Genomic DNA, 20,471 nt, shown 5'->3' on the forward strand with positions numbered 1-20,471 from the left:
CTCATAACTCAATAATCCACGTCCAGGCCGAGGGTGCGTTTCAATTCCAGCAAGGCTGGGTTTTTTTCGGCCAGGTAATTGAATTTATCCTGCGGAGTGTAAATCATCCGGCGGGTTTCCTGCATAGCAACGGAATGAACAAGCTGAATCTGGCTATTCTGTAATTCCCGCCGAAGATACGTGAGCAAATCCTGGCGCAGATCGTTCAGCAAATCGACTTGGAGGGAGTTGTCGAGAGCAATGTGAATGGTGGTGCCGTCGAGGACGATCTCCCGGTTAAGCATCACCTGTTCCGTTTGAGAACCGCCCTGCTGATCGCGCAGGCGAGTAAATGTACTCCAGGCCGCTTTGAGTTGCTCAAAAATAAACGGTTTGTCAATTTTAGGCGGTTCGGGAGCTTCAATGACAGCGGTTGCCGCGCTATTGTCTACAACCAGAGCGGGCCGTTCCATCGGGACCAGATTGGTCGTCGTGCGCAGTCGGCTGCTGACGGGTTTCGGAATTTCGGCAACAACAGGAGGGCATTCCACTACGGTTTTTACGGCCCCGTTTCCGTTTGGCTTCGGATGATAACCGTTTGTGGGCTCCACCGCAGGTACCGGTGCCGTTGCTCCATTCGTTCCGTTTACGCTGACGGGTTGGTTGTCAGGTGAGCTGTCCTTTTTTTTTTCAACCCGCTCGGCAGGTTGTGTATTGTTCTGGTGCGAACTGTCGGGCAAAACCGGGAGCGCCGACAAATCCAGGACGTTTGGCAGATTGGCTAGCTTCATCAGACAGACCTCCACGTGCAGCCGCTGATTTTTGGCGGCTTTGTAATTCATATCGCACTGAGCTCCGACGCTCAGCGCCGATAAAAGAAAGCTCATGGGCGCTTCAGCGGCCTGTTGCAGGTATTTCTGCTGAATGGTTTCGGTAACCTGTAGTAACTCGATGGTGGCCGCATCCTTGCACACCAGCAGATTCCGGAAATGCTCGCTCAGGCCGACAATAAACTGATGACCGTCGAAACCTTTCCGAAGGATTTCATCGAACAGCAGCAGGCTTTGGGACAGATTGGCCGCCAGCAGCAGGTCGGTGAGTCGGAAATAGTAGTCATAATCCAGAATGTGCAGGTTTTCCAGCACTTCCTTATACCGCAGCGTCCGGTCTTCCGAGAACGTTACGTTCAGGTCAAACATCGAGAGCGCATCCCGCAAACCGCCGTCGGCTTTCTGGGCAATCAGCTCGAGGGCTTCGTATTCGGCCTGAATACTTTCTTTCTGGGCAATATTGGCCAGGTGATTGCTGATGTCGCGGGGCTGAATCCGGTTGAAGTCGAACAACTGGCAACGCGACAGAATCGTGGGCAGAATTTTGTGCTTTTCAGTGGTCGCCAGAATAAAAATGGCGTAGGAGGGCGGTTCTTCCAGTGTTTTCAGAAACGCGTTGAAAGCGGCCTGCGACAGCATGTGAACCTCGTCAATGATGTAAATTTTATATTTTCCCGACTGGGGCGGGTAGCGCACCTGATCAATCAGGTTTCGGATATCTTCCACCGAGTTGTTGGAAGCCGCATCCAGTTCATGAATGTTGAACGACGCATTCTGGTTGAAGCTGACGCAGGACTCACACTGGTCGCAGGGCTCGACAGCATCCGCCGATTTAACTTTACCGAGATTCTGACAATTGATGGTTTTGGCCAGAATACGGGCACACGTCGTTTTTCCAACCCCGCGCGGACCGCAAAACAGAAAAGCCTGCGCCAGGTGATTGGTTAAAATCGCATTCTTAAGCGTAGTCGTTATGTGTGCCTGCCCGACGACGGTGTCGAAGGTTGCCGGACGGTATTTTCGGGCCGAGACAACAAAATTATCCATGCTGCAAGTTAGCCAAAAAGTTGGAACCTTGCTGGTTAAAATCTCCTTGTCCTACATCGGCTGCCGCAGGCCCTTGACCGATTTTCCGAAGCAAAGGATTGATAATGAAAGGGTATAATGATAAAAGTCGATCGGATGAATTGGCAAATTATTTAACCGGCCAATGCGGGTGGCCAGCGCCAGAATCATGACGGCAATCACAATCCAGGATGCGCGCGGGTCGCGACGGATCACGCCCAAAAAGGCGATCAGCAGGACAATAACCATCCCCAGCGACGGTACGACGGCGCGAAAGGCCCCAACCGTTGGATTCAGTAGCAAGAGAAGAAAAAGACCGATGCCCAGCGAAATGGTAACAAAGAAGCTGCTTTGCCCAATTTGTTGTTTTAGGATGATTCCCCAGACACCAACGATGACACAGACTACTCCTAGACTACCGGCCAGCGTTTCCAGGGAATAATGAAGCGGAATAACCCGCTGAATGCCCGCAAATTTCAGGATTCCGACCAGGGCGGTCATGGAAATGGTCATTAAAAAAAGCCCCCACAAAATTCGATTATACCAACTCAACCCCTGAAAGTACCGCCAAAAAACCCAAACCCCCGTAAAAGCCAGTACGGCTTCTGAAAGCATATTTGAAATGTTCATGCTGGAAATAACAATTTTTCGGGGAAAAAGGCAAAATGGAGTGATGCGTGAAGGGCGAAGAATGGGGAGTTCGTGGCCGCATTTCTTACCGCTTCATCGTTAACGGATCGTTCTTAATTCTTAACTCTTCATTCTTAACTTTGTTCTTTACCCATTTCGCTCTACTTTTGCGCCGGTTCCAAAAGCTTATACCTTCACACGCATAGCATAGCTTTCCATTCATCATGAGCGTATTAGTTAACAAGAATTCCAAGGTTATCGTACAGGGCTTTACGGGCTCTGAAGGGTCATTTCATGCTCAGCAGATGATCGAGTATGGTACAAACGTCGTTGGCGGTGTTACACCGGGCAAAGGCGGACAGACGCATCTTGATCGGCCCGTGTTCAACACCGTGAAGGAAGCCGTTGAAAAGGCGGGGGCCGATGTGTCGATTATTTTTGTTCCGCCCGCGTTTGCTGCCGATGCCATCATGGAAGCCGCCGATGCCGGTATCAAAGTAATCATCTGCATCACCGAAGGCATCCCGACGAAGGATATGATGGTAGCAAAAGAATACCTGAAAGATAAAGATGTACGGCTGATTGGCCCCAACTGCCCGGGCGTCATGACGGCCGAAGAGTGCAAGGTGGGAATTATGCCCGGCTTTATTTTCAAAAAAGGCACCATCGGTATTGTTTCCAAATCCGGTACGCTGACCTACGAAGCCGTTGACCAACTCTCGAAAGTAGGATTGGGCCAGACGACCGCCATCGGTATTGGTGGTGACCCCATTATCGGCACAACCACCCGCGAGGCTGTTGAACTGCTGATGAACGATCCGGAAACCGAAGGCATCGTGATGATCGGTGAGATCGGTGGTGGTATGGAGGCCGAAGCGGCCCACTGGATCAAAGCCAGCGGTAATAAAAAGCCGGTTGTTGGGTTTATCGCCGGACAAACCGCTCCGAAAGGCCGCCGGATGGGCCATGCTGGTGCCATTATCGGTGGAGCGGACGATACCGCAGCCGCTAAAATGCGCATCATGGCCGAATGCGGTATTCACGTTGTCGAATCACCCGCCCTGATTGGTGAAACGATGCTGAAAGCACTCGGAAAAAACTAAAATAAAAGGATGAGTTATGAATGATGAATTATGAATGCATCGTTCATAACTCATCATTCATAACTCTATTTTTTTGTGCGGTTTTGTTTGTTTGTGTCCACGCTGCTGCTGTGGGCTTTGGGGTGTAGGGCGCAGGGAGTCGGACCGAATCAACAGTTTTTTCCCGTTCACGACTTCCGCAATGACTGGTTGGTCTATGATCAGACCTACAAATCCTACGTGCCTTTTATTGACGAACAGCACGCACAGGTCAATTCCCTCAGCTTTTTTCTGGATGCCGAAAGTAACCGCCGGTATTACCTCCTGATTTCGACCCGCCAGACCGGATATCTCTTTATTGATGCGGCCCTCAAGCGCAGGCTCAACGCCAGCGAGTGGCTCGTGCTGAATCTGGATAGTTTATACCGGGCTTATCGAAAACCCGAATTGTTCCTGACGATTCACGGAAGTCCGGGCGTGGAGGATAAGCAGGTATTCATTGGGCATCTTAAATCAGCGGCTCAGAAAGAGGTGGCAGCCGCCGAAACCCGCCTGAGCATTCTGCCGCGCCGATCGTCGGCCTACCCCAATTTCTTTACGTTAAGCCTGTTGTTCATTGCCGCTCTCAACGCCTATCTTTTCAATTTTCATCACCGGGCCTTTATTCGTTTTTTTGATCTGACGGACTTACTGTCCATAACCGACCGGGACGAACTGTTTCTGGTGAATCGACCGCTCGGCCTGATTAACCTGCTTTTTTTGCTGAATCTGAGCTTCATTACGGCTTATTTATATATGATTGTTCAGAGCAAAAACATTGATTTGTTTCTGTCGAGGGCGTTGTTGTTGCGGGGGCCGGGCTTATTCGACCTTATTCTTACTTTTTTTGAGTTAAGTGGGCTGGCTTTTCTGCTGTTTGTGGCGAAATACGTGTTTATTGCCGTCATTGGCGGGTTGTACCGGCTTGAGCAGGTGGTCAATCTGCACTTTTTTAAAGCCATTCAGTCATCATTAATTTTTTTTACGGCTGGTGCCATTCTGGTTGCCATTATTTCGGCCAATACGCCTGCCAACGCCACCTGGTCGAGCACGTGGCTGATGGTTCCGTTTGTAAGCTTTTATGTACTCCGGCTGGCGCTCCTTTATGTTGTGATTGCAAACAAAGGTGTTGTCAAAAATCTCTATTTATTTTCGTACCTTTGCATCGTTGAATTGATTCCGTTAACCATTGGGGTGCGGTTCGCCCTGTAGCCAAAAGGCAAGATTTAAACACAAAACGCGAGGTATTCGATGAGTGAGATTTCTGCGAAGTACGACCAGGAAAGGCTGACAAAAGTTGCCAGCATTTTAGTAACCCAAGCCCGACCTGCCGACAATAATTCACCCTATTTTCAGATTGCCGGTAAATACAACCTGCAAATTGATTTTCGCCCGTTTATCCAGATCGAGGGTGTATCCTACAAAGACTTTCGAAAGCAGAAAATCAACATCCTCGACCATACGGCCATTATTTTTACCAGCCGTAACGCCGTCGATCATTTCTTCCGAATTTGTCAGGAAGCCCGAATGGAAATGCCGGCTGACATGAAGTATTTCTGCGTAACGGAGCAAACCGCCAATTATCTACAGAAATACATTGTTATCCGGAAGCGGAAAATCTTTACCGGTAACAAAACCGCAGCCGACCTGTTTGATCTGATCCGGAAGCATAAAAACGAGAAATTCCTGTTCCCCTGTTCCAACATCCGGGGTAATGACATTCCGGATTTCATGGATACCAGCGGTCTGCACCTGACGGAAGCCATCATGTATGAAACCGTGCCGGCTGATTTGACGGATCTGGACATTAAGTCGTTCGATATTATTGCGTTTTTCAGTCCGTCGGGGGTTAATGCGCTACGGCACAACTTCCCTGATTTTGAGCAGAACGGCATTCGAATGGCGGCTTTTGGGCCAACCACGGCGCGGGCGGTTTCGGAAGCGGGTTTTATTCTGGATATTGAAGCTCCACTACCTAACGCACCGTCGATGGCGGGCGCACTGGAGATTTACATAAAGCAGGCCAACAATCAGTAAATTAATTGCGGCATTGTCCGGCTATATAATTGCGCGGGTTGAATGAAGAGGGCACGGATTTTTTATGAATCGTGGCATCATTCAACCCGCGCAATTATAGTTTAAACTGTCTCTTTTTATACCAATATTTTTGGAAAAACTCCGTTTAATAGGTAACATGCCGCTTTGGTAGGCTTGCCGCCGAACAGATTGTTTCTCTAGTAGTTTATCATTCGAATGGCCATCGGAAAATAATCGATTGATTGTCTGAGATTATATGAATCGTAAGTTATACGCTGTCTTGTTGCTGGTGGTTGGTATGGGGTTGGCTTCAACCGCTGAAGCACAAAATCAGGACCCTCAGTTCAGTATGTTTATGTTCAATCCGGTTTATTACAACCCGGCTGCCGTTGGCTCGGAGGGTGTAACCCGGTTTCAACTGGTCCATCGTACCCAATACATGGCTTATCAGGGAACGTATGACGAAGGAGGATCGCCCAGTACGCAACTGTTTTCGTTCAACATGCCGTTGAGCAAAATCCGGAGCGGAATTGGCCTGTACGCGGTCAACGAAGTATTTGGCCCACAGGGTTTTCAGAAAGTTCAGGTGGCCTACGCATTTCGGGTGCCGCTGAAAAAAGGAACGCTTTCGTTGGGAGCCGAAGGAGGGCTGCATAATTGGTCGATCAATTACGACCGTTTTCGGCCCAATGATCCGGAAGATCCGCTGATTCAGAACGGGCGGGTGAATCAGACCCGACCGGATATTGGAGCGGGTATTTATTATAATACGGATACCTATTATGTAGGAGCCAGTATGAAACACCTGAACCAGCCGGATTATAACATCGGAACGGATATCGGGCAAAACCCGCTGTACCGGACCGCTTATATTACAGCCGGATATCGTTACGAATGGAACTATGCCCTGGATTTTATGCCGTCGGCTGTCTATAAGTTCAACACCGATGGGACATTCTCGTCGCTGGAAGTAAGTCTGCTGGCTATGTACGATAAACGCTACTGGGCCGGTCTTGGATACCGTCAGGGCGATGCGTTCAGCGCAACGGCCGGCATTAGTTTATTGCGCAATAATTCTCTGCGTTTTGGGTATGCGTTCGATTTTGTGGTGAGTAACCGCGACGCTAAAAGCCCGACTTCGCACGAAATATTGCTCTCGTATTCACTTCCTGAACCCCGCTCTGGTCGTAAACCCATTATCCGAACCCCCCGTTTTCGCTATTGAGATTTACTACGGAACTGCTATCGTTTCAGTCTCTGATCATTACGATCAACGTTGGCTTAATTATTGTTAGGCTCTTTAATGCTAAAGTGATATTTTTGAAAAATTTATCAGAAAAGGTAACAGAGCGGATCGGATGACCGTTTGACCTTTTTATTGAATGATAATTGCGTTTAATGAATTCAAATGTACGTATACAATATAATGCTTAATTTTCGTTCTAAGACTGGTTTGCACGCGAAACAGATTTTAACGTATCATACAACTATGAGTAACAAGTGGTTTACCGGCAACGCAGCCCGTGGGGTGATGGTGGTGGCAACGATTCTGCTGATGCAGGGTTGCGGGTTTATCAAATCCAAATTTGGCGGGGGAAAAGGAAAAGGCGAAGACGTTGGTGTCGTTAACGGTGAAATCACCGCTGGTGGCCGGAAAGGTTGGAAACAAACGACTCCATACGGCATGGTGCTGGTTCCATCAGGTTCCTTCATGATGGGCCAGGCCGATGAAGATCTGGCAGCCAGTCAGGCCAACATGAACCGCCGGGTAACAATCAGTTCATTCTACATGGATGATACGGAAATTACCAATAACGAATACCGCCAGTTCGTAAATGCCCTGCTGACCGATTCGGTTTCGGTATTGGGCGAAGAAGAAATTATGAGCAAGTACTATCCGGATACAACCGTTTGGAAAAACGACTTTACGTATCACAACGGTGACCCGATGCTCGAATATTATTTTTCGCACCCGGCTTTTGATACCTATCCGGTGGTGGGCGTAAGCTGGAACGCAGCGCAATATTTCTGCAACTGGCGGACGAATCTTTACAATGATTACCGTACCAAGGAAGGTCAGTTTGTATCACCGCGGTTCCGTCTGCCTTCGGAAGCCGAATGGGAATGGGCCGCTCGCGGTGGACATAACTCGGCGAAATACCCCTGGGGTGGTCCGTACGTAGCGAACGGAAAAGGCTGTTACCTGGCCAACTTCAAACCGCAGCGCGGTAATTTCGATGCCGATGGCTATCCGTATACGGCTCCGGCCAATGCCTACAATCCGAACGATTACGGTCTGTACAACATGGCCGGTAACGTAGCCGAGTGGACGCGTGACGCGTATGCTGAAAATGCTTCAGCTATTGTTTGGGATATGAACCCCGATAACCAGAATCCCGACGAACCCAAAAAGGTGGTACGCGGTGGTTCCTGGAAAGATATCGCTTATTACCTCGAAACAGGAACGCGGTATTATGAAGACGAAAGTACCAAACGTTCCTATATCGGTTTCCGGTGTGTAATGGATAACCTGCAGGGAAGAACGGCTTCGAGAGGAGCCCGGCGTTAAGCTGATTGAGCGTTTGTCCGTTTTCAAAGTTGCATTCTTCAATCTAATCGTATTATAAATACTAATTATTATTTCTTAAATATCATGGCTAAAAGTAACGGTTCTAGTGTCTTTTTCGACAAGATTCTTCCAACCATATACAGTGCCGGGGCTGCTGTTGTCGTCCTCGGAGCTTTAGGTAAAATCCAACATTTTGATTGGGGCGGCCCAATGCTGACCATTGGTCTTTCCATAGAAGCCGCCATTTTTGCTCTTTTTGCATTACAAACATTTTTCCAGCCGACCCAAACCGAGCCAGACTGGACGCGGGTTTATCCGGAATTGGCGGATGATTATAAAGGTGAATTGCCCAAACGGACGCCGGCACTGCAAAGCAACGGCCTGACGGCAAATATGGATAAAATGCTGGCCGACGCAAAAGTGACGCCGGATATCTTCGAAAAACTGGGTACGGGTTTGCGTAGCTTTACTGATACCGTTGGCAAAATGCGTGATGTATCGGAAGCAACCATTGCGACCACCGAATACACCCAGAATGTACGGCAGGCTGCCAGCTCAATCAACGAAATGAACAAATCGTACGGTGTTGCCGTGACGTCGATGAACGCGATGGCGGATGCTACACAGGATGCGAAAGAATACCGGACTCAGTTCCAGAAAATTACGCAAAGCATGGGTGCCCTGAACGCCGTTTATGAACTGGAATTGCAGGATACCAACAAGCACCTGAAAGCGATGAACGCTTTCTACAGCAACCTGACGAGCGCGATGGAAAACATGTCGGAAGCGAGCCGGGATACGCAGCAGTTCAAGAATGAATTGTCGAAGCTGACAAACAACCTGGCCTCATTGAACAACGTATATGGCAGTATGTTGACGGCTATGCGCGGTTCAGGCAACGGTGCGAAATAAATTCAACTCTAATTACATTCTAGCTTACACTACCATAAACTAATGGCAGGAGGAAAAGAAACACCCCGGCAGAAGATGATCGGGATGATGTATCTGGTATTGACGGCTATGCTTGCACTGCAAGTTAGCTCGGCCTTACTGGAAAAGTTTATTCTGCTGAACAATAGCCTTGAAACTTCTACAAGTTCAGCAAACCGAATTAACCAGTCAACGCTTGATAATATTAAGGCTACGGTTGACAAATCGGGTAACCGGGCTTCGGATTTGGCAATTGTAAAGCAGGCGCAGGAAGTGCGCGAAATTACGTCAGATATTGTTGCTCAACTCGATGCGCTCAAAGAGCAAATCGTCAACGAAGCGGGCGGTGGTCTGGACGAGCAGGGAAATATTAAAACCCCTAACGAAGAAACCAAAGTTGGAGCCATTATGATTGGCAACAACAAAAATGGGAAGGCTTACGAGCTGCAGACTAAGTTGAACCAATACGCTCAGCAGTTGCAGAAATACAATCCGAACGCGAAGTTTACGCCTTTAGCCGTCGATGCAAAGGATGATCCAATCGCCAGCCGTTCGAAAGAGCAGCGTAACAAAGACTTTGCCGAGCTAAACTTTGAGCAGACGCCGGTTCCGGCGGCTCTGGCTGTACTGAGCCAGCGGCAGTCGGATATCCGTCGGATGGAAGGCGAAGTGCTGGATTATCTGGCCGGCAAAGTAGGTGCACAGGATATCAAATTCGACAAAATTCTGGCTATGGTCAGCATGGAGTCGAAGGTGGTGGTAGCCGGTACGAAGTTTAAAGGGCAAATGTTCCTGGCGGCTTCATCGAGCGGTATTACACCCCGGATGAGCCTGAACGGTGGCGCGGTTCGCGTTGTGGATGGTGTCGGTAACATCGAGTTCACGGCTCAGGGCGGTACGTACGACAAAAATGGTCTGGCCCGCCGGTCGCTGACCGGTTCGATCAGCTATCAGGCACCGGACGGAATGAAAACCGTTAACTTCAACCAGGAATACTTCGTAGCTAAACCGTCGTATGAAATCGAAACGGCTTCCATGCCGCCTTTGTACCTGGGTTGTGCCAACAAACTGAGCATCCAGAGCCCGCAGTTAGGTGCCTTGTGGAACCCGACATTCACGGCTGATGGTGCTACGGTATTAACCAGTGGAGAGCGGGGAAAAATTACGGTTATTCCGACTTCTGCCCAGGTTAGTCTGAACGTTAACAACGGTGGTAGCCTGCTGGGAACAAACCAGTTTAAAGTAAACCGGGTGCCGCGTCCGACCTTGCGGGTTTATGCTGGTGGAGCAGAAATTGATGAACGCCGTGGTATGCCCGTATCGGCAGTGCGGTCTATTCAGGTTCGTGCTATTCCCGACGAAAGCTTTAAAAACTTTATGCCGGACGACGCCAAGTTCCGGGTGAAAGGCTTTACGGTTCGTCTGGCGCAAGGTAGCCGCCCTATCGGCCCACCAGTTACATTAGGACCCAACGGGGGTTCGATTGGCTCATTAGCTTCTGAAGCGCAGCCCGGTATGCGGTACAGCATCGAAGTAGAGGGAGTTGAACGGCAAAACTTCCGGGGCGAAATCAGTGAAGTTCCGGTTACTCAAAAATTTTATACAATTAACTTGTATTAATCGTACGAGAACTCACAGTCAATTCGTTATTGTGGAGAAGATAAGTAAAAAGCACAAGGTCATGAAACAGGCGGGAAGTGTAGTAGTCGCTGCGGTACTGGCAGTGATGGCAGGAGGGGCGGCACAAGCGCAGGAGAAGGAGAATACCAAAACCAATCCGTTGTCTGTTCGGGAGATCAATGATAGTGACATCATGATGAAGAAAACATTGTGGCGTCGGGTTGATCTGAACGAGAAGCAGAACCAGGCCATGTTCTCAAAGAACAATCAGATTACCAAATACATAATTGATGCGGTAAAGGCAGGGGTTTTGGTAGCCTATCCGAACGATTCGGTGAATACGCCGATGCCGGTTGAGAAGTTTGCTGAAAAGCTGGCGGTTCCTGATCAGGCTGTCGCTCTGACGGCGGAAGAAAAAGCCGCTGGTTTCGGTGACGAAGCCAAGACCGACGACGGTTGGGGAAACGCTACGCCGAAGGACAAAAAACCGGCAGCCAAGCAACCCGTAGACGATGGCTGGGGAACACCGACTAAAACTGCAAAGGCGCAACCCGCCGATGACGGTTGGGGCACCCCCGCGCCAAAGAAGAAAGCGACAGCTAAGAATGCCAAAGGTAAGAAAGGTGCTAAACCGGCTCCGGTTGTACCCGAACCACCTAAGGTAGATACAACGGCAGTGGCAGCAGCTTCGCCTTTTAACAGCGCCAACGAACGGCTTGCTGACGAATACAGCGTACTGGATATCAAGGAAGACTGGATTTTTGATCGGAAGCGTTCACGGTTGTATTTTGATATTCAAACGGTTGGTATTGTCATTCCGGCGGACAAAAACCCGTCAGGTCTGGAGCAGCCTGTAGCGTACTTTAAATACAAGGATCTGGACAAACTGTTCCGCAGCGATCCGAAGAAGTTTATCTGGTATAACTTCCAGAACCAGGCTCAGCACAAAAATCTGGCCGATGCGTTCGACCTGCGTTTGTTCTGGGGCCGTATTTACAAAGTATCAAACCCGAAAGATCGGGATCTGATCGGTCAGTACGGTAGCGAGCGGGAAGGCTTAATGAAGTCGTACCAGATCGAACAGGAACTGATGGAACAGGAACACAGCTTGTGGGAATACTAATAAGCCCGTGTTTATAGCATAAAAAAGGGACGCCAACGCGTCCCTTTTTCGTTTTACTGGCTAATCGTAGAAAAGTATTCCTTGATTTTCTGCGCTTTATCATTCCCGACAACGGTTGCTACATCTTCAATGGGGGCTTCCCGGATTTTCTTGACGCCTTTGAAAACCTTGAGCAGCTTGGCCGCCGTTTTTTTACCAATTCCCTCAATATTTTCGAGTTCACTGATCAGGCTGTTGCGGCTGCGTTTATCGCGGTGGTAGGTGATGGCAAACCGGTGTGCTTCATCACGAATACGCTGAATCAGTTTCAAGGATTCGGATTTCTTATCAATGTACAGCGGCAGGCTGTCTTCTGGAAAGTAAATCTCCTCCAGACGCTTGGCAATACCGATGATGGGCACCTTACCGTATAAGTTTAATTCTTTGAGAGCCTCACAAGCTGCACTTAACTGACCTTTTCCACCGTCGATCACAATCAAGTCCGGCAAACCGGTTTGTTCGTCCAGCACGCGCGTATACCGGCGGGTTACGACTTCATGCATGGAGGCAAAATCGTTGGGCCCTACGACCGTTTTGATAGAGAAATGACGGTAATTCTTTGGCGACGGCTTACCATCAATAAAGCACACCATCGCCGAAACCGGGTTGGTTCCCTGAATGTTGGAGTTATCAAAACATTCGATGCGCTGGGGTACCGTCTTTAATTGCAGGTCCTGTTTCAGCCGAATCAAAACCCGATCCTTGCGGCTGGCATTACCCGTGGCTTCGGCAGCCGCCCGTTCGGCCCGCTCACGCCGAAAATACAGGACGTTTTTCAACGACATATCCAGCAGCTTCTTCTTGTCGCCAATCTGGGGAACGGTAATGTCGGCTTTTAGATCGGCTTCCAGCGGAATGTTGGTAATAATCTCTTTGGCTTCGCTGCCGTACATGGTCCGAAACTCCACGATCAGCATCGTGAGCAGATCGCTATCCGACTCGTCGAGCTTTTTCTTGACTTCAACGGTATTGGTCTGGGTGATGGTACCGTTGACCACCTTCATGAAATTGATGTAAGCGGCCGACTCATCCGACGCAATCGTAAACACATCGGCATCCAGAATCTTGGGATTGACGACCGTCGATTTGCTCTGAAAGTTTTGCAGTACACCCAGTTTTTCCTTGTAATGCTGAGCCTGCTCAAACGCCAGCTGATTCGCTGCTTCCACCATGCGCTCCTTGAAATAATGTTGCGCTGGAGCAACATTCCCCTTTAGAATGGAATGCACCTGATCAATGTCTTTCAGGTATTCTTCTTCGCTGACCAATCCTTCACACGGTCCTTTGCAGTTACCGATATGGTATTCCAGGCAAACTTTAAATTTCTTTGCTTCGACGTTTTCGGGTGAAAGATTAAGGTTGCAGGTACGCAGCGTAAACAGCTGGCTAAACATCTCCAGAAGCGCATACATGGGTCTTAGCTGCGCGTAAGGGCCGTAAAAGGTGCCCATCTTCCGGTCGATGCGCCGGGTGGTCAGAACGCGCGGGAAACGCTCATTGGTAACACAGATAAAGGGATAGGTTTTATCATCCCGCAGCAGAATATTATAACGGGGCTGAAACCGTTTGATCAGCTGATTTTCAAGCAGCAGCGCATCGAATTCGGTATGAACAATCGTAAACTCAATCTTACGGATCTGGCTAACCAGCCGCTGCGTTTTACGATCGTGCTGATTGGACTTGACAAAATAACTACTGACCCGATTCTTAAGATCTTTTGCCTTTCCTACGTAAATGACTTCGCCCGATGCATCGAAATACCGGTAAACCCCCGGTTCGTGCGGGACCTTTGCCAATTCTTTTTTATAATCGAATTCAGCCATGCTTATGAAAAAGGAATGAGAACGTGACCTGGAAACGCACCTAGTTGCTGTTACTATAAAACAACCGGATTAGACTAAAAGTTGTCTGCCGAACAGCCTGGTAAGCGGTATCCAACGCTTCATCGAGCGACTGCGGATGTGTTAATACGGAGAAGGCGGCCGTCAGCCCTAACGTTGTAATTTCTGCTGGATTGGCTTCGAGCGTTCCACAGAGGGCAATGGCGGGTATCCCCGACCGGCGGGTCTGGCAGGCAATCCCGCTGATGAGCTTGCCCTGCAAAGTCTGGTTGTCAATTTTCCCTTCGCCGGTTAAAACCAGGTCGGCACCCGGTAGGTGATCAGCGAAGCGGGTTTGCTCTATGACGACATTTACGCCCTCTTTCAGACTGGCGTTTAGAAAGAACAAGGCTCCGGCTCCCATTCCACCGGCGGCCCCCGCACCCGGTATTTCGGCCAGCGCAACGCCAAATTGATCGGCAATCAAATCGGCCAGATGACGCAGTCCTTCGTCCAGGATTGCTATATCTTCTACCGAAGCGCCTTTCTGGGGACCGTAAATGGCAGCCGCTCCGTTTGGACCGACGAGCGGATTTGTTACATCGCAGGCAACATCAATCGTTAAATGAACAGGCTGAACGGGAGGAAGAATACGGCTTATCTGGGTCAGATTACCACCACAAGGGATAAGCGGTTTGCCCTGATCGTTTAAAAATTGCCACCCGAGCGCGGCCGCCATACCGGTTCCACCGTCGTTGGTAGCGCTACCACCAATACCCAGAACCAAGTGAGAAACGCCCTGTTTGAAGGCATCCAGAATAAGCTGGCCCGTTCCGAAGGTATTCGCCTTTAACGGGTTGTAATCGTGTCGTTGCAAAAGACGCAGCCCCGATGCCTGTGACATCTCAATAAAAGCCGTCTGTCGGTCGGATGAAATACCGTAGGAGGCTTCAATAGACCGTCCAAGCGGATCCAGTACCGGAACGGTTATCCATTCACCACCGGTTGCCAGCGTCAGAACTTCCGCCGTTCCCTCACCACCGTCGGCCATCGGAAAGGCGATGACATTGGCTTGGGGGTAGGCCAGCCGAATCCCTTCTGTCATGGCGTCACAAACCTGACGGGCTGTTAAGGAACCTTTAAATTTGTCGGGAGCTAGCAGGATTTTCATTGGATAAAAAAGAGGGTAGAGAAGTGGGACAAAAGGCTAAAATATAAAATAATCGCTCTGTAAGCTTGTCCTACCTCTCTCTTCTCACTTCTTTACCCGCTTTTCTTAGTTCAGAATTTCTTCTTCTTCCGACTCCACCACTTTCGGAGGAATATAACGCTGGCTGGAATCGATGGCATAGCCACCGCAATCGAGCGAAAGATTAAATCCGTCGGGTTTTCGGAAGGGAACACGGGGATACGAGCGTTTGAGCGAACCGTCGGCGTACACTTTCTGCATGTACATACCCCAGGCCGGCATGGCTACACGCGCGCCCTGACCCAGCGCCATGTCCCGGAAGTGAATGCTCCGCTCATCACCACCCACCCATAAACCTGACACCAGATTCTGCGTCATACCCATAAACCAGCCGTCCGAGTAACTGGAGGTCGTACCGGTTTTGGCCGCAATCTCATTGCCGCCCTCCAGCAGTTTGTATTGCGTCCGAAGCCGTTGTGAGGTGCCATCGGGGTCTTCTACGGCCCCGCGCATCAGGTACAGCATCTGGTAAGCTGTGTTGGCGTTGATGACCAGCTTGTTTTCGGCGAAGAAATTGGTCAGCAGGTTGCCATTTTTGTCCCGTATTTCCAGAACCGTTAACGGTTTAACCCGGTAACCGGCGTTGGCAAACGTACAGTAGGCCGCTACCATCTCGTAGACCGACACATCGCTGGTACCCAGACACAACGTCGGATTGGCTACCAGATTACTCTCAATTCCCAGCTTATGCGCGTATTCGACAACGGAGGCTGACTTGGCCTGTTTGATCAGTTGCGCGCTCACGGAGTTGATGGAACGGCCCAGTGCCTGACGCAACGACAGGGGCTGGTAACTCCATTTATTGTTGGAATTGTTCGGTACCCAGGGTCGTGGGCCGTTGTTGTCTTCATACGGTTCAAAGCGAACCGGTTGGTCGGTAACCCGATCGCAGGGCGTCAGAAAGTTTTTGTCAATGGCCGTCAGGTACACAAACGGCTTGAAAGTCGAACCCGGCTGGCGCCGGGCCTGCTTAACGTGGTCGAACTTGAAGTACTTGAAATTGATACCGCCCACCCAGGCTTTGACATGGCCGTTACGCGGGTCCATCGACATAAAGCCCACGTTCAGGAACCGTTTGTAGTACTTGATCGAGTCGAGCGGACTCATGATGGTATCTTTCTCGTTCCGGCGGCCCCCGTACACAAACACTTTCATCTTGACGGGTTTGCGCATTTCGGCCCAGATCGCCTTTTCATCATCTCCGTATTCACGCTTCAGAGCAATATAGCGGGGTGTGCGCCGGGCAGCCTGCTCGATAAAACCGGGTATCTCGCGGAATTTGCCATCCTTTGCCTTAAAGACCCACGGATTGCGGCCACGCCAGTGCTCGTAAAACTTCCGTTGCTGTTCCCGCATGTGCTCATAAACCGCTTCTTCGGCGTATTTCTGGAGCCGGGAATCGATGGTGGTCCGGATTTTCAGGCCGCTGGTATACAGGTCCAGTTCCTCTTCCGGATGGGCCTCGTTGTAATCGTCCAGCCACTTCTGAATATCTTCCCGGATCACCGAACGAAAATAAGCCGCCCGACCTGTGTTCTGATTTTCAATGTTGAAATCCAGCCGGATGGGTTTCTGCTTGTATAGGTCAAATTGCTCGTTGGTCAGAAAACCGTACTTGCGCATCTGAAACAGCACCACATTCCGGCGCACCTGCGAGCGTTCTTCGTACAGCCGGGGATTGAAGCGGGAGGGGTTCTGAAGCATACCCACCAGCAGAGCCGCTTCTTCCACATTGAGTTGCCAGGGTTCTTTGTTGAAGTACGTTTTGGCCGCCGTTTTAATACCAAAGGTGTTATTGCCAAAGGATACCGTGTTGAGGTACATCATCAGGATCTCCTGCTTGGTATAATTGCGCTCCAGCCGTACAGCCAGAATCCACTCCTTGGTTTTATCAATAAGCACGCGTACGTAGGGAATCTTGCCCAGAAAGCCGCGAAACTTCTCAGTACGGGTTTCAAACAGGTTTTTGGCTACCTGCTGGGTCAGTGTACTACCGCCCCCTGAACTGCTGCGGCCGGTCAGCACCCCGTTGACAGCCCGGAAGATACTGCGGGCGTCGATGCCCGAGTGCTTCATAAAGCGGGCGTCCTCGGTAGCCAGCAGGGCCGAAATGACATTGGGCGAAACCTGGGAGATTTCGATGGGGGTACGGTTTTCCAGGTAATATTTGCTCAGAAGCACCCCATCTTCGGTGTAAATTTCGGAAGCCTGGTAGCTTTGGGGGTTTTCGAGGGCTTTTAGACTGGGCATGCCGCCAAACAGCCACAAGAAGTTAAAGCTAACGGCAACGATATACAAAACCAGTAGCAGGATACCGGCCAGGGTCCATTTCCAGAGTCTTGCAATCAGGCGTCGATACAACCCCGGTTGTAACTCAAACATAGAGAAAATAAGAAAGTAAACTTAAGATTACGTAACGCTTCCACGTTTGCCAAAAGTACGCATTTTAACGAAAAACGCTATTTCCGTTTGGCGGTAGGTTGCTCGGCGGCTACCTGCATTTCTTTCACTTTTGGAAGCAACGGGCTGGCAGGATAATCCCGGATAAACTCAATCAGGGCCTGACGGTAGGGTTCGACACCCCGGACTTTTCCGATTAAAATAACCCGCAAAAGGGCCATTTTATCTTCAATCAGGCTTCCCGTCAGGGCGCTCATGGAGGCTTCGGCCCGGCTCAGCGCTTCGGTTACGTTGTTGGCCTTATACAAATTGTAAACCTGCGTATACGTTCGCTGAGCTTCATTTTCGCCGGAGGCTGTGTGCGTACCGTTGCTGCCAGTTTTGCCAACCTGGCGGGCGTACGAGGACGTCGGAAATTCGGCCAGCAATTTTTCCTTCCAGCTTGACGGGCGATTCAACTGATCATTTGAAAGCATCAATAGGTAGTATACTTCCGGTTTGACCGCTGTGTTTGGATACCGATTTAGCAACGTTTCGAACGTCGGAATGGCCTGGTCGGGTTGGTTGAATTGAAACTTATACAATTTACCCAGTCGATAATAGGCGTCTTCCAGCCGTTGGTTCGACTGCCTGAGTGCTTCAGGAGTTAAAGGAATGGCGGCATACAGGGCGTCTTTCTGCGCTTTCCGCTCCGACTCCGACAAGGTTGTCAGCCCGCTGGTGTTGCCTTCCGGAACCGTGCCATTCGGTAGCGAACCGGTTTGTGGGGCGGGTTCGGCCAGAGCCTGAGCCGCCGTTTCCTTTTGAATCCGTCGCCAGTTGTCTTCCAGTGGACGGTTGCCCCACTTCTGGGTAAACTCCGCCCGGCCCTGCGTAACGAGAATCGGATTGTACAATACCCACCGCTGTTCGGCTGGAATATCCGATGACGTAGCGGGGCGGTTGGCTGCCTGAGCGGCCAAGGTCTGCGCCTGGGCGATCAGTTCCTGCTGCTGTTTCAATTTCAGGTCGATGGCTTCGTCCAGCTTGCGGTCGAGAGCCGCCGGATTCAATTGTGCCAGTCGCTGCAAACTGTCTTCGACCTGGATAATCCGCTGCTGCTCCACAAATTCATCCAGAAAAACCTTTCGGTCGGCCAGCACCCGGTAATCGGCGGATTGCTGGGGGAGCAGCGCCAGCGCACTGTCGTAATACGCTTTGGCGGTCGGGTAATCCTGCAAATTCTCAAAATACACCTTGCCCATTTCCTGATAGGTGTAGGGGATCTGGCTGGTGTTGGTGGTGGTTTCCCGGATCGACTTTTTCCAGTATTCGATGGCTTTGGGGTAGCGTTGGTTACGCGCTTCGAGCAAACCCATCGTGTAGTAAATCTTATCGCGCAGGTCGTTATTCTTCCGGTCGTTCAGCATTCGGCTAAACCGTTCGTTGCTGGTGCGCCCCCCCTGAATCGAGTAGATGGTGGCATAAAACGACTGCTCGTAATTGGGGCGGTTGCGGAGTACCTGCCGGTAATGTTCCAGGGCCTGCTCCGGCTTCTTGACCAGATCGTACATCTGACCCGCGATCAGGTGCAGCCGCGCCGTCGTTTCGCCTTTTTTCAGCAACGGGAAGGTCGCATCCAGCAGTGCCGCCGACACGGCATATTCCTGTCTTTTCTGGTGCAGATACGCTTTGGTCAGGTAGTAATTCCGCGTGTTCGCATTATTAAGGGGCTGGGCGCGCAGGTATTCGGCCACGCTCAACCCGTTCGTATAATCGCCTACTTCAATGTACGTCCGCATCAGGCCAATCAATGCTTCGTGCTTCTCATCCTGGCCTTCGCCTTTCGTGTTGACGTACTTAAAGACTTCCATAGCATTGCCGTAATCCTGACGGTATAAACGGGCCATGCCGAGGAGGAGATAGCTGTTATCCAGCCATTTGCTATTCTGATGGCGTTCGGCAACCAGCGATGCTTTCTTGATTGCGTCATCGAGTTGTGCCTTTACCGGTTCTAATTTTGTGGAGTCCAGAGGCAACAGAATCGGCAGCGGCTGGTTATAATTTTCCTGATAGGTCTTGAGTTGATACCGTTCGACTTCCCGAAGCCGGTCGCGGGCAATGAGGTAGGCGTTGAAGCGGGCGTTCAGATTGTGGTATGCAACCGGTAATTTTTTCGTGCTATACTGAGAACACCCACATAGCCAGACCGTTACAGCAACCCATAGGACGTAGGTCCGGAACCTGGCCGTAGCAGAATGGCAAAAGATATATCGGTTTAAAAACCTGCCTTGCATGGAAAAAAGTGAGATTCTTGGTAACCGGCCGAAGGCTTTCTACCTTCGCAGAACCAATCTACTTAGTAACGTCATTCGCATAAAAACCGTATCGAAAAACGTGCCACTCAGACAAAAATACAAAATTACTTACACCAAAAACAGAAGGCATGCCGTATGGAAACCAATGAACCCCGTTCCGACGAGCCCAGAAAACCGTTGAAAGACGATTCCCGACGGGCTAACACCTTCATCCAGTACTCGTCCATTGGCTTTCAGATGCTGGCTACCATTGGCCTGGGTGTCTGGGGAGGCTTCAAACTGGACGAATGGCAGGGCAACCAGAAACCGATCTGGACGTTGGTATTATCTTTGTTTGCGATTGGTTCGTCCTTATACCTGTTTATCCGTAGTTTACCCAAACAACCTTAATATGTTACCGAGTCTTGGGTTCACCGCCCTTCTGGCAATTGTATTTTTTATAGCCGAACAGTACGGGGCTGCCATCTGGCTGCATCCCTACTGGAAATACATGCTGATTTTCTTTCTGAGTATTTCGTTTCTGATTCACCGCCTGATGGATATTGGTTTTCAGAATAATCGCGAAAAATTTGTGGAATTTTATATGGGCTCCATTGTGGCCCGACTGGTGTTATGTATTGTCTTTGTCGGGGTCTTTCTGTGGTGGGGCGTCAGTGCGGTTAAGCTGTTCATCCTGGACTTTCTTGCATTATATATATTTTATACAGCCTTTGAAATCTACATTTTGAATCGTAACTTGCGACGCGATTTGTGATATATGCC

Annotated in this window: 16 protein-coding genes; 10 read left to right on the plus strand and 6 right to left on the minus strand. The window is 50.1% G+C overall.

What is annotated here, in order from left to right:
• Nucleotides 1–8: 8 nt before the first annotated feature.
• Complete coding sequence (locus tag LX87_RS16565) at nt 9–1,856, minus strand: DNA polymerase III subunit gamma/tau (RefSeq protein WP_111629386.1); 1,848 nt, start codon at nt 1,854–1,856, stop codon at nt 9–11.
• Between the two features lie 51 nt (nt 1,857–1,907).
• Complete coding sequence (locus LX87_RS16570; protein ID WP_111629387.1) at nt 1,908–2,504, minus strand: DUF6962 family protein; 597 nt, start codon at nt 2,502–2,504, stop codon at nt 1,908–1,910.
• A gap of 224 nt (nt 2,505–2,728) precedes the next feature.
• Here LX87_RS16570 and sucD point away from each other — a divergent pair, with 224 nt between their 5' ends.
• The 8 genes from sucD to porN all read left to right on the plus strand — a co-directional run bounded on the left by sucD (nt 2,729) and on the right by porN (nt 11,904).
• The gene (gene sucD / locus LX87_RS16575; RefSeq protein WP_111629388.1) at nt 2,729–3,607 is read left to right on the plus strand and encodes a succinate--CoA ligase subunit alpha; all 879 of its coding nucleotides are present in this window, start codon (nt 2,729–2,731) and stop codon (nt 3,605–3,607) included.
• Between the two features lie 75 nt (nt 3,608–3,682).
• A complete protein-coding gene (locus LX87_RS16580) occupies nt 3,683–4,837 on the plus strand; it encodes a DUF4271 domain-containing protein (protein ID WP_229310698.1) in 1,155 nt (384 codons plus the stop codon).
• Between the two features lie 39 nt (nt 4,838–4,876).
• Nucleotides 4,877–5,662, plus strand: coding sequence for a uroporphyrinogen-III synthase (locus LX87_RS16585; RefSeq protein WP_111629390.1), 786 nt, complete (start codon nt 4,877–4,879; stop codon nt 5,660–5,662).
• Between the two features lie 256 nt (nt 5,663–5,918).
• Nucleotides 5,919–6,887, plus strand: coding sequence for a PorP/SprF family type IX secretion system membrane protein (locus tag LX87_RS16590; RefSeq protein WP_111629391.1), 969 nt, complete (start codon nt 5,919–5,921; stop codon nt 6,885–6,887).
• Nucleotides 6,888–7,151: 264 nt separating this feature from the next.
• On the plus strand, nt 7,152–8,231 hold the full coding sequence (gene porK, locus LX87_RS16595; RefSeq protein ID WP_111629392.1) for a T9SS ring complex lipoprotein PorK/GldK: 1,080 nt from the start codon (nt 7,152–7,154) through the stop codon (nt 8,229–8,231).
• An 84-nt stretch (nt 8,232–8,315) separates the two neighbouring features.
• Nucleotides 8,316–9,143 (plus strand): type IX secretion system motor protein PorL/GldL, encoded by an 828-nt coding sequence (gene porL / locus LX87_RS16600; protein ID WP_111629393.1) that lies wholly within the window; start codon nt 8,316–8,318, stop codon nt 9,141–9,143.
• Nucleotides 9,144–9,185: 42 nt separating this feature from the next.
• Nucleotides 9,186–10,781, plus strand: coding sequence for a type IX secretion system motor protein PorM/GldM (gene porM / locus LX87_RS16605; RefSeq protein ID WP_111629394.1), 1,596 nt, complete (start codon nt 9,186–9,188; stop codon nt 10,779–10,781).
• 61 nt (nt 10,782–10,842) lie between these two features.
• A complete protein-coding gene (porN, locus tag LX87_RS16610) occupies nt 10,843–11,904 on the plus strand; it encodes a type IX secretion system ring subunit PorN/GldN (protein ID WP_111629395.1) in 1,062 nt (353 codons plus the stop codon).
• Between the two features lie 53 nt (nt 11,905–11,957).
• On the opposite strand, the gene uvrC is transcribed toward porN, so the two are convergent.
• The 4 genes from uvrC to porW form a co-directional block, all read right to left on the minus strand.
• Nucleotides 11,958–13,766: an excinuclease ABC subunit UvrC gene (uvrC, locus tag LX87_RS16615; RefSeq protein ID WP_111629396.1), complete on the minus strand. Its 1,809-nt coding sequence runs from the start codon at nt 13,764–13,766 to the stop codon at nt 11,958–11,960.
• Nucleotides 13,767–13,806: 40 nt separating this feature from the next.
• Nucleotides 13,807–14,934 (minus strand): glycerate kinase, encoded by a 1,128-nt coding sequence (locus tag LX87_RS16620; RefSeq protein WP_111629397.1) that lies wholly within the window; start codon nt 14,932–14,934, stop codon nt 13,807–13,809.
• A gap of 105 nt (nt 14,935–15,039) precedes the next feature.
• A complete protein-coding gene (locus LX87_RS16625) occupies nt 15,040–17,394 on the minus strand; it encodes a penicillin-binding protein 1A (protein WP_111629398.1) in 2,355 nt (784 codons plus the stop codon).
• A gap of 77 nt (nt 17,395–17,471) precedes the next feature.
• The gene (porW, locus tag LX87_RS16630) at nt 17,472–19,688 is read right to left on the minus strand and encodes a type IX secretion system periplasmic lipoprotein PorW/SprE (protein WP_111629399.1); all 2,217 of its coding nucleotides are present in this window, start codon (nt 19,686–19,688) and stop codon (nt 17,472–17,474) included.
• A gap of 156 nt (nt 19,689–19,844) precedes the next feature.
• On the opposite strand from porW, the gene LX87_RS16635 reads away from it, so the two are divergent.
• A complete protein-coding gene (locus tag LX87_RS16635) occupies nt 19,845–20,099 on the plus strand; it encodes an AtpZ/AtpI family protein (RefSeq protein ID WP_111629400.1) in 255 nt (84 codons plus the stop codon).
• Between the two features lies 1 nt (nt 20,100).
• Nucleotides 20,101–20,463: a hypothetical protein gene (locus LX87_RS16640; protein WP_111629401.1), complete on the plus strand. Its 363-nt coding sequence runs from the start codon at nt 20,101–20,103 to the stop codon at nt 20,461–20,463.
• Nucleotides 20,464–20,471: the final 8 nt, after the last annotated feature.

It is taken from the genome of Larkinella arboricola, from assembly GCF_003259745.1.
GTDB lineage: Bacteria > Bacteroidota > Bacteroidia > Cytophagales > Spirosomataceae > Larkinella > Larkinella arboricola.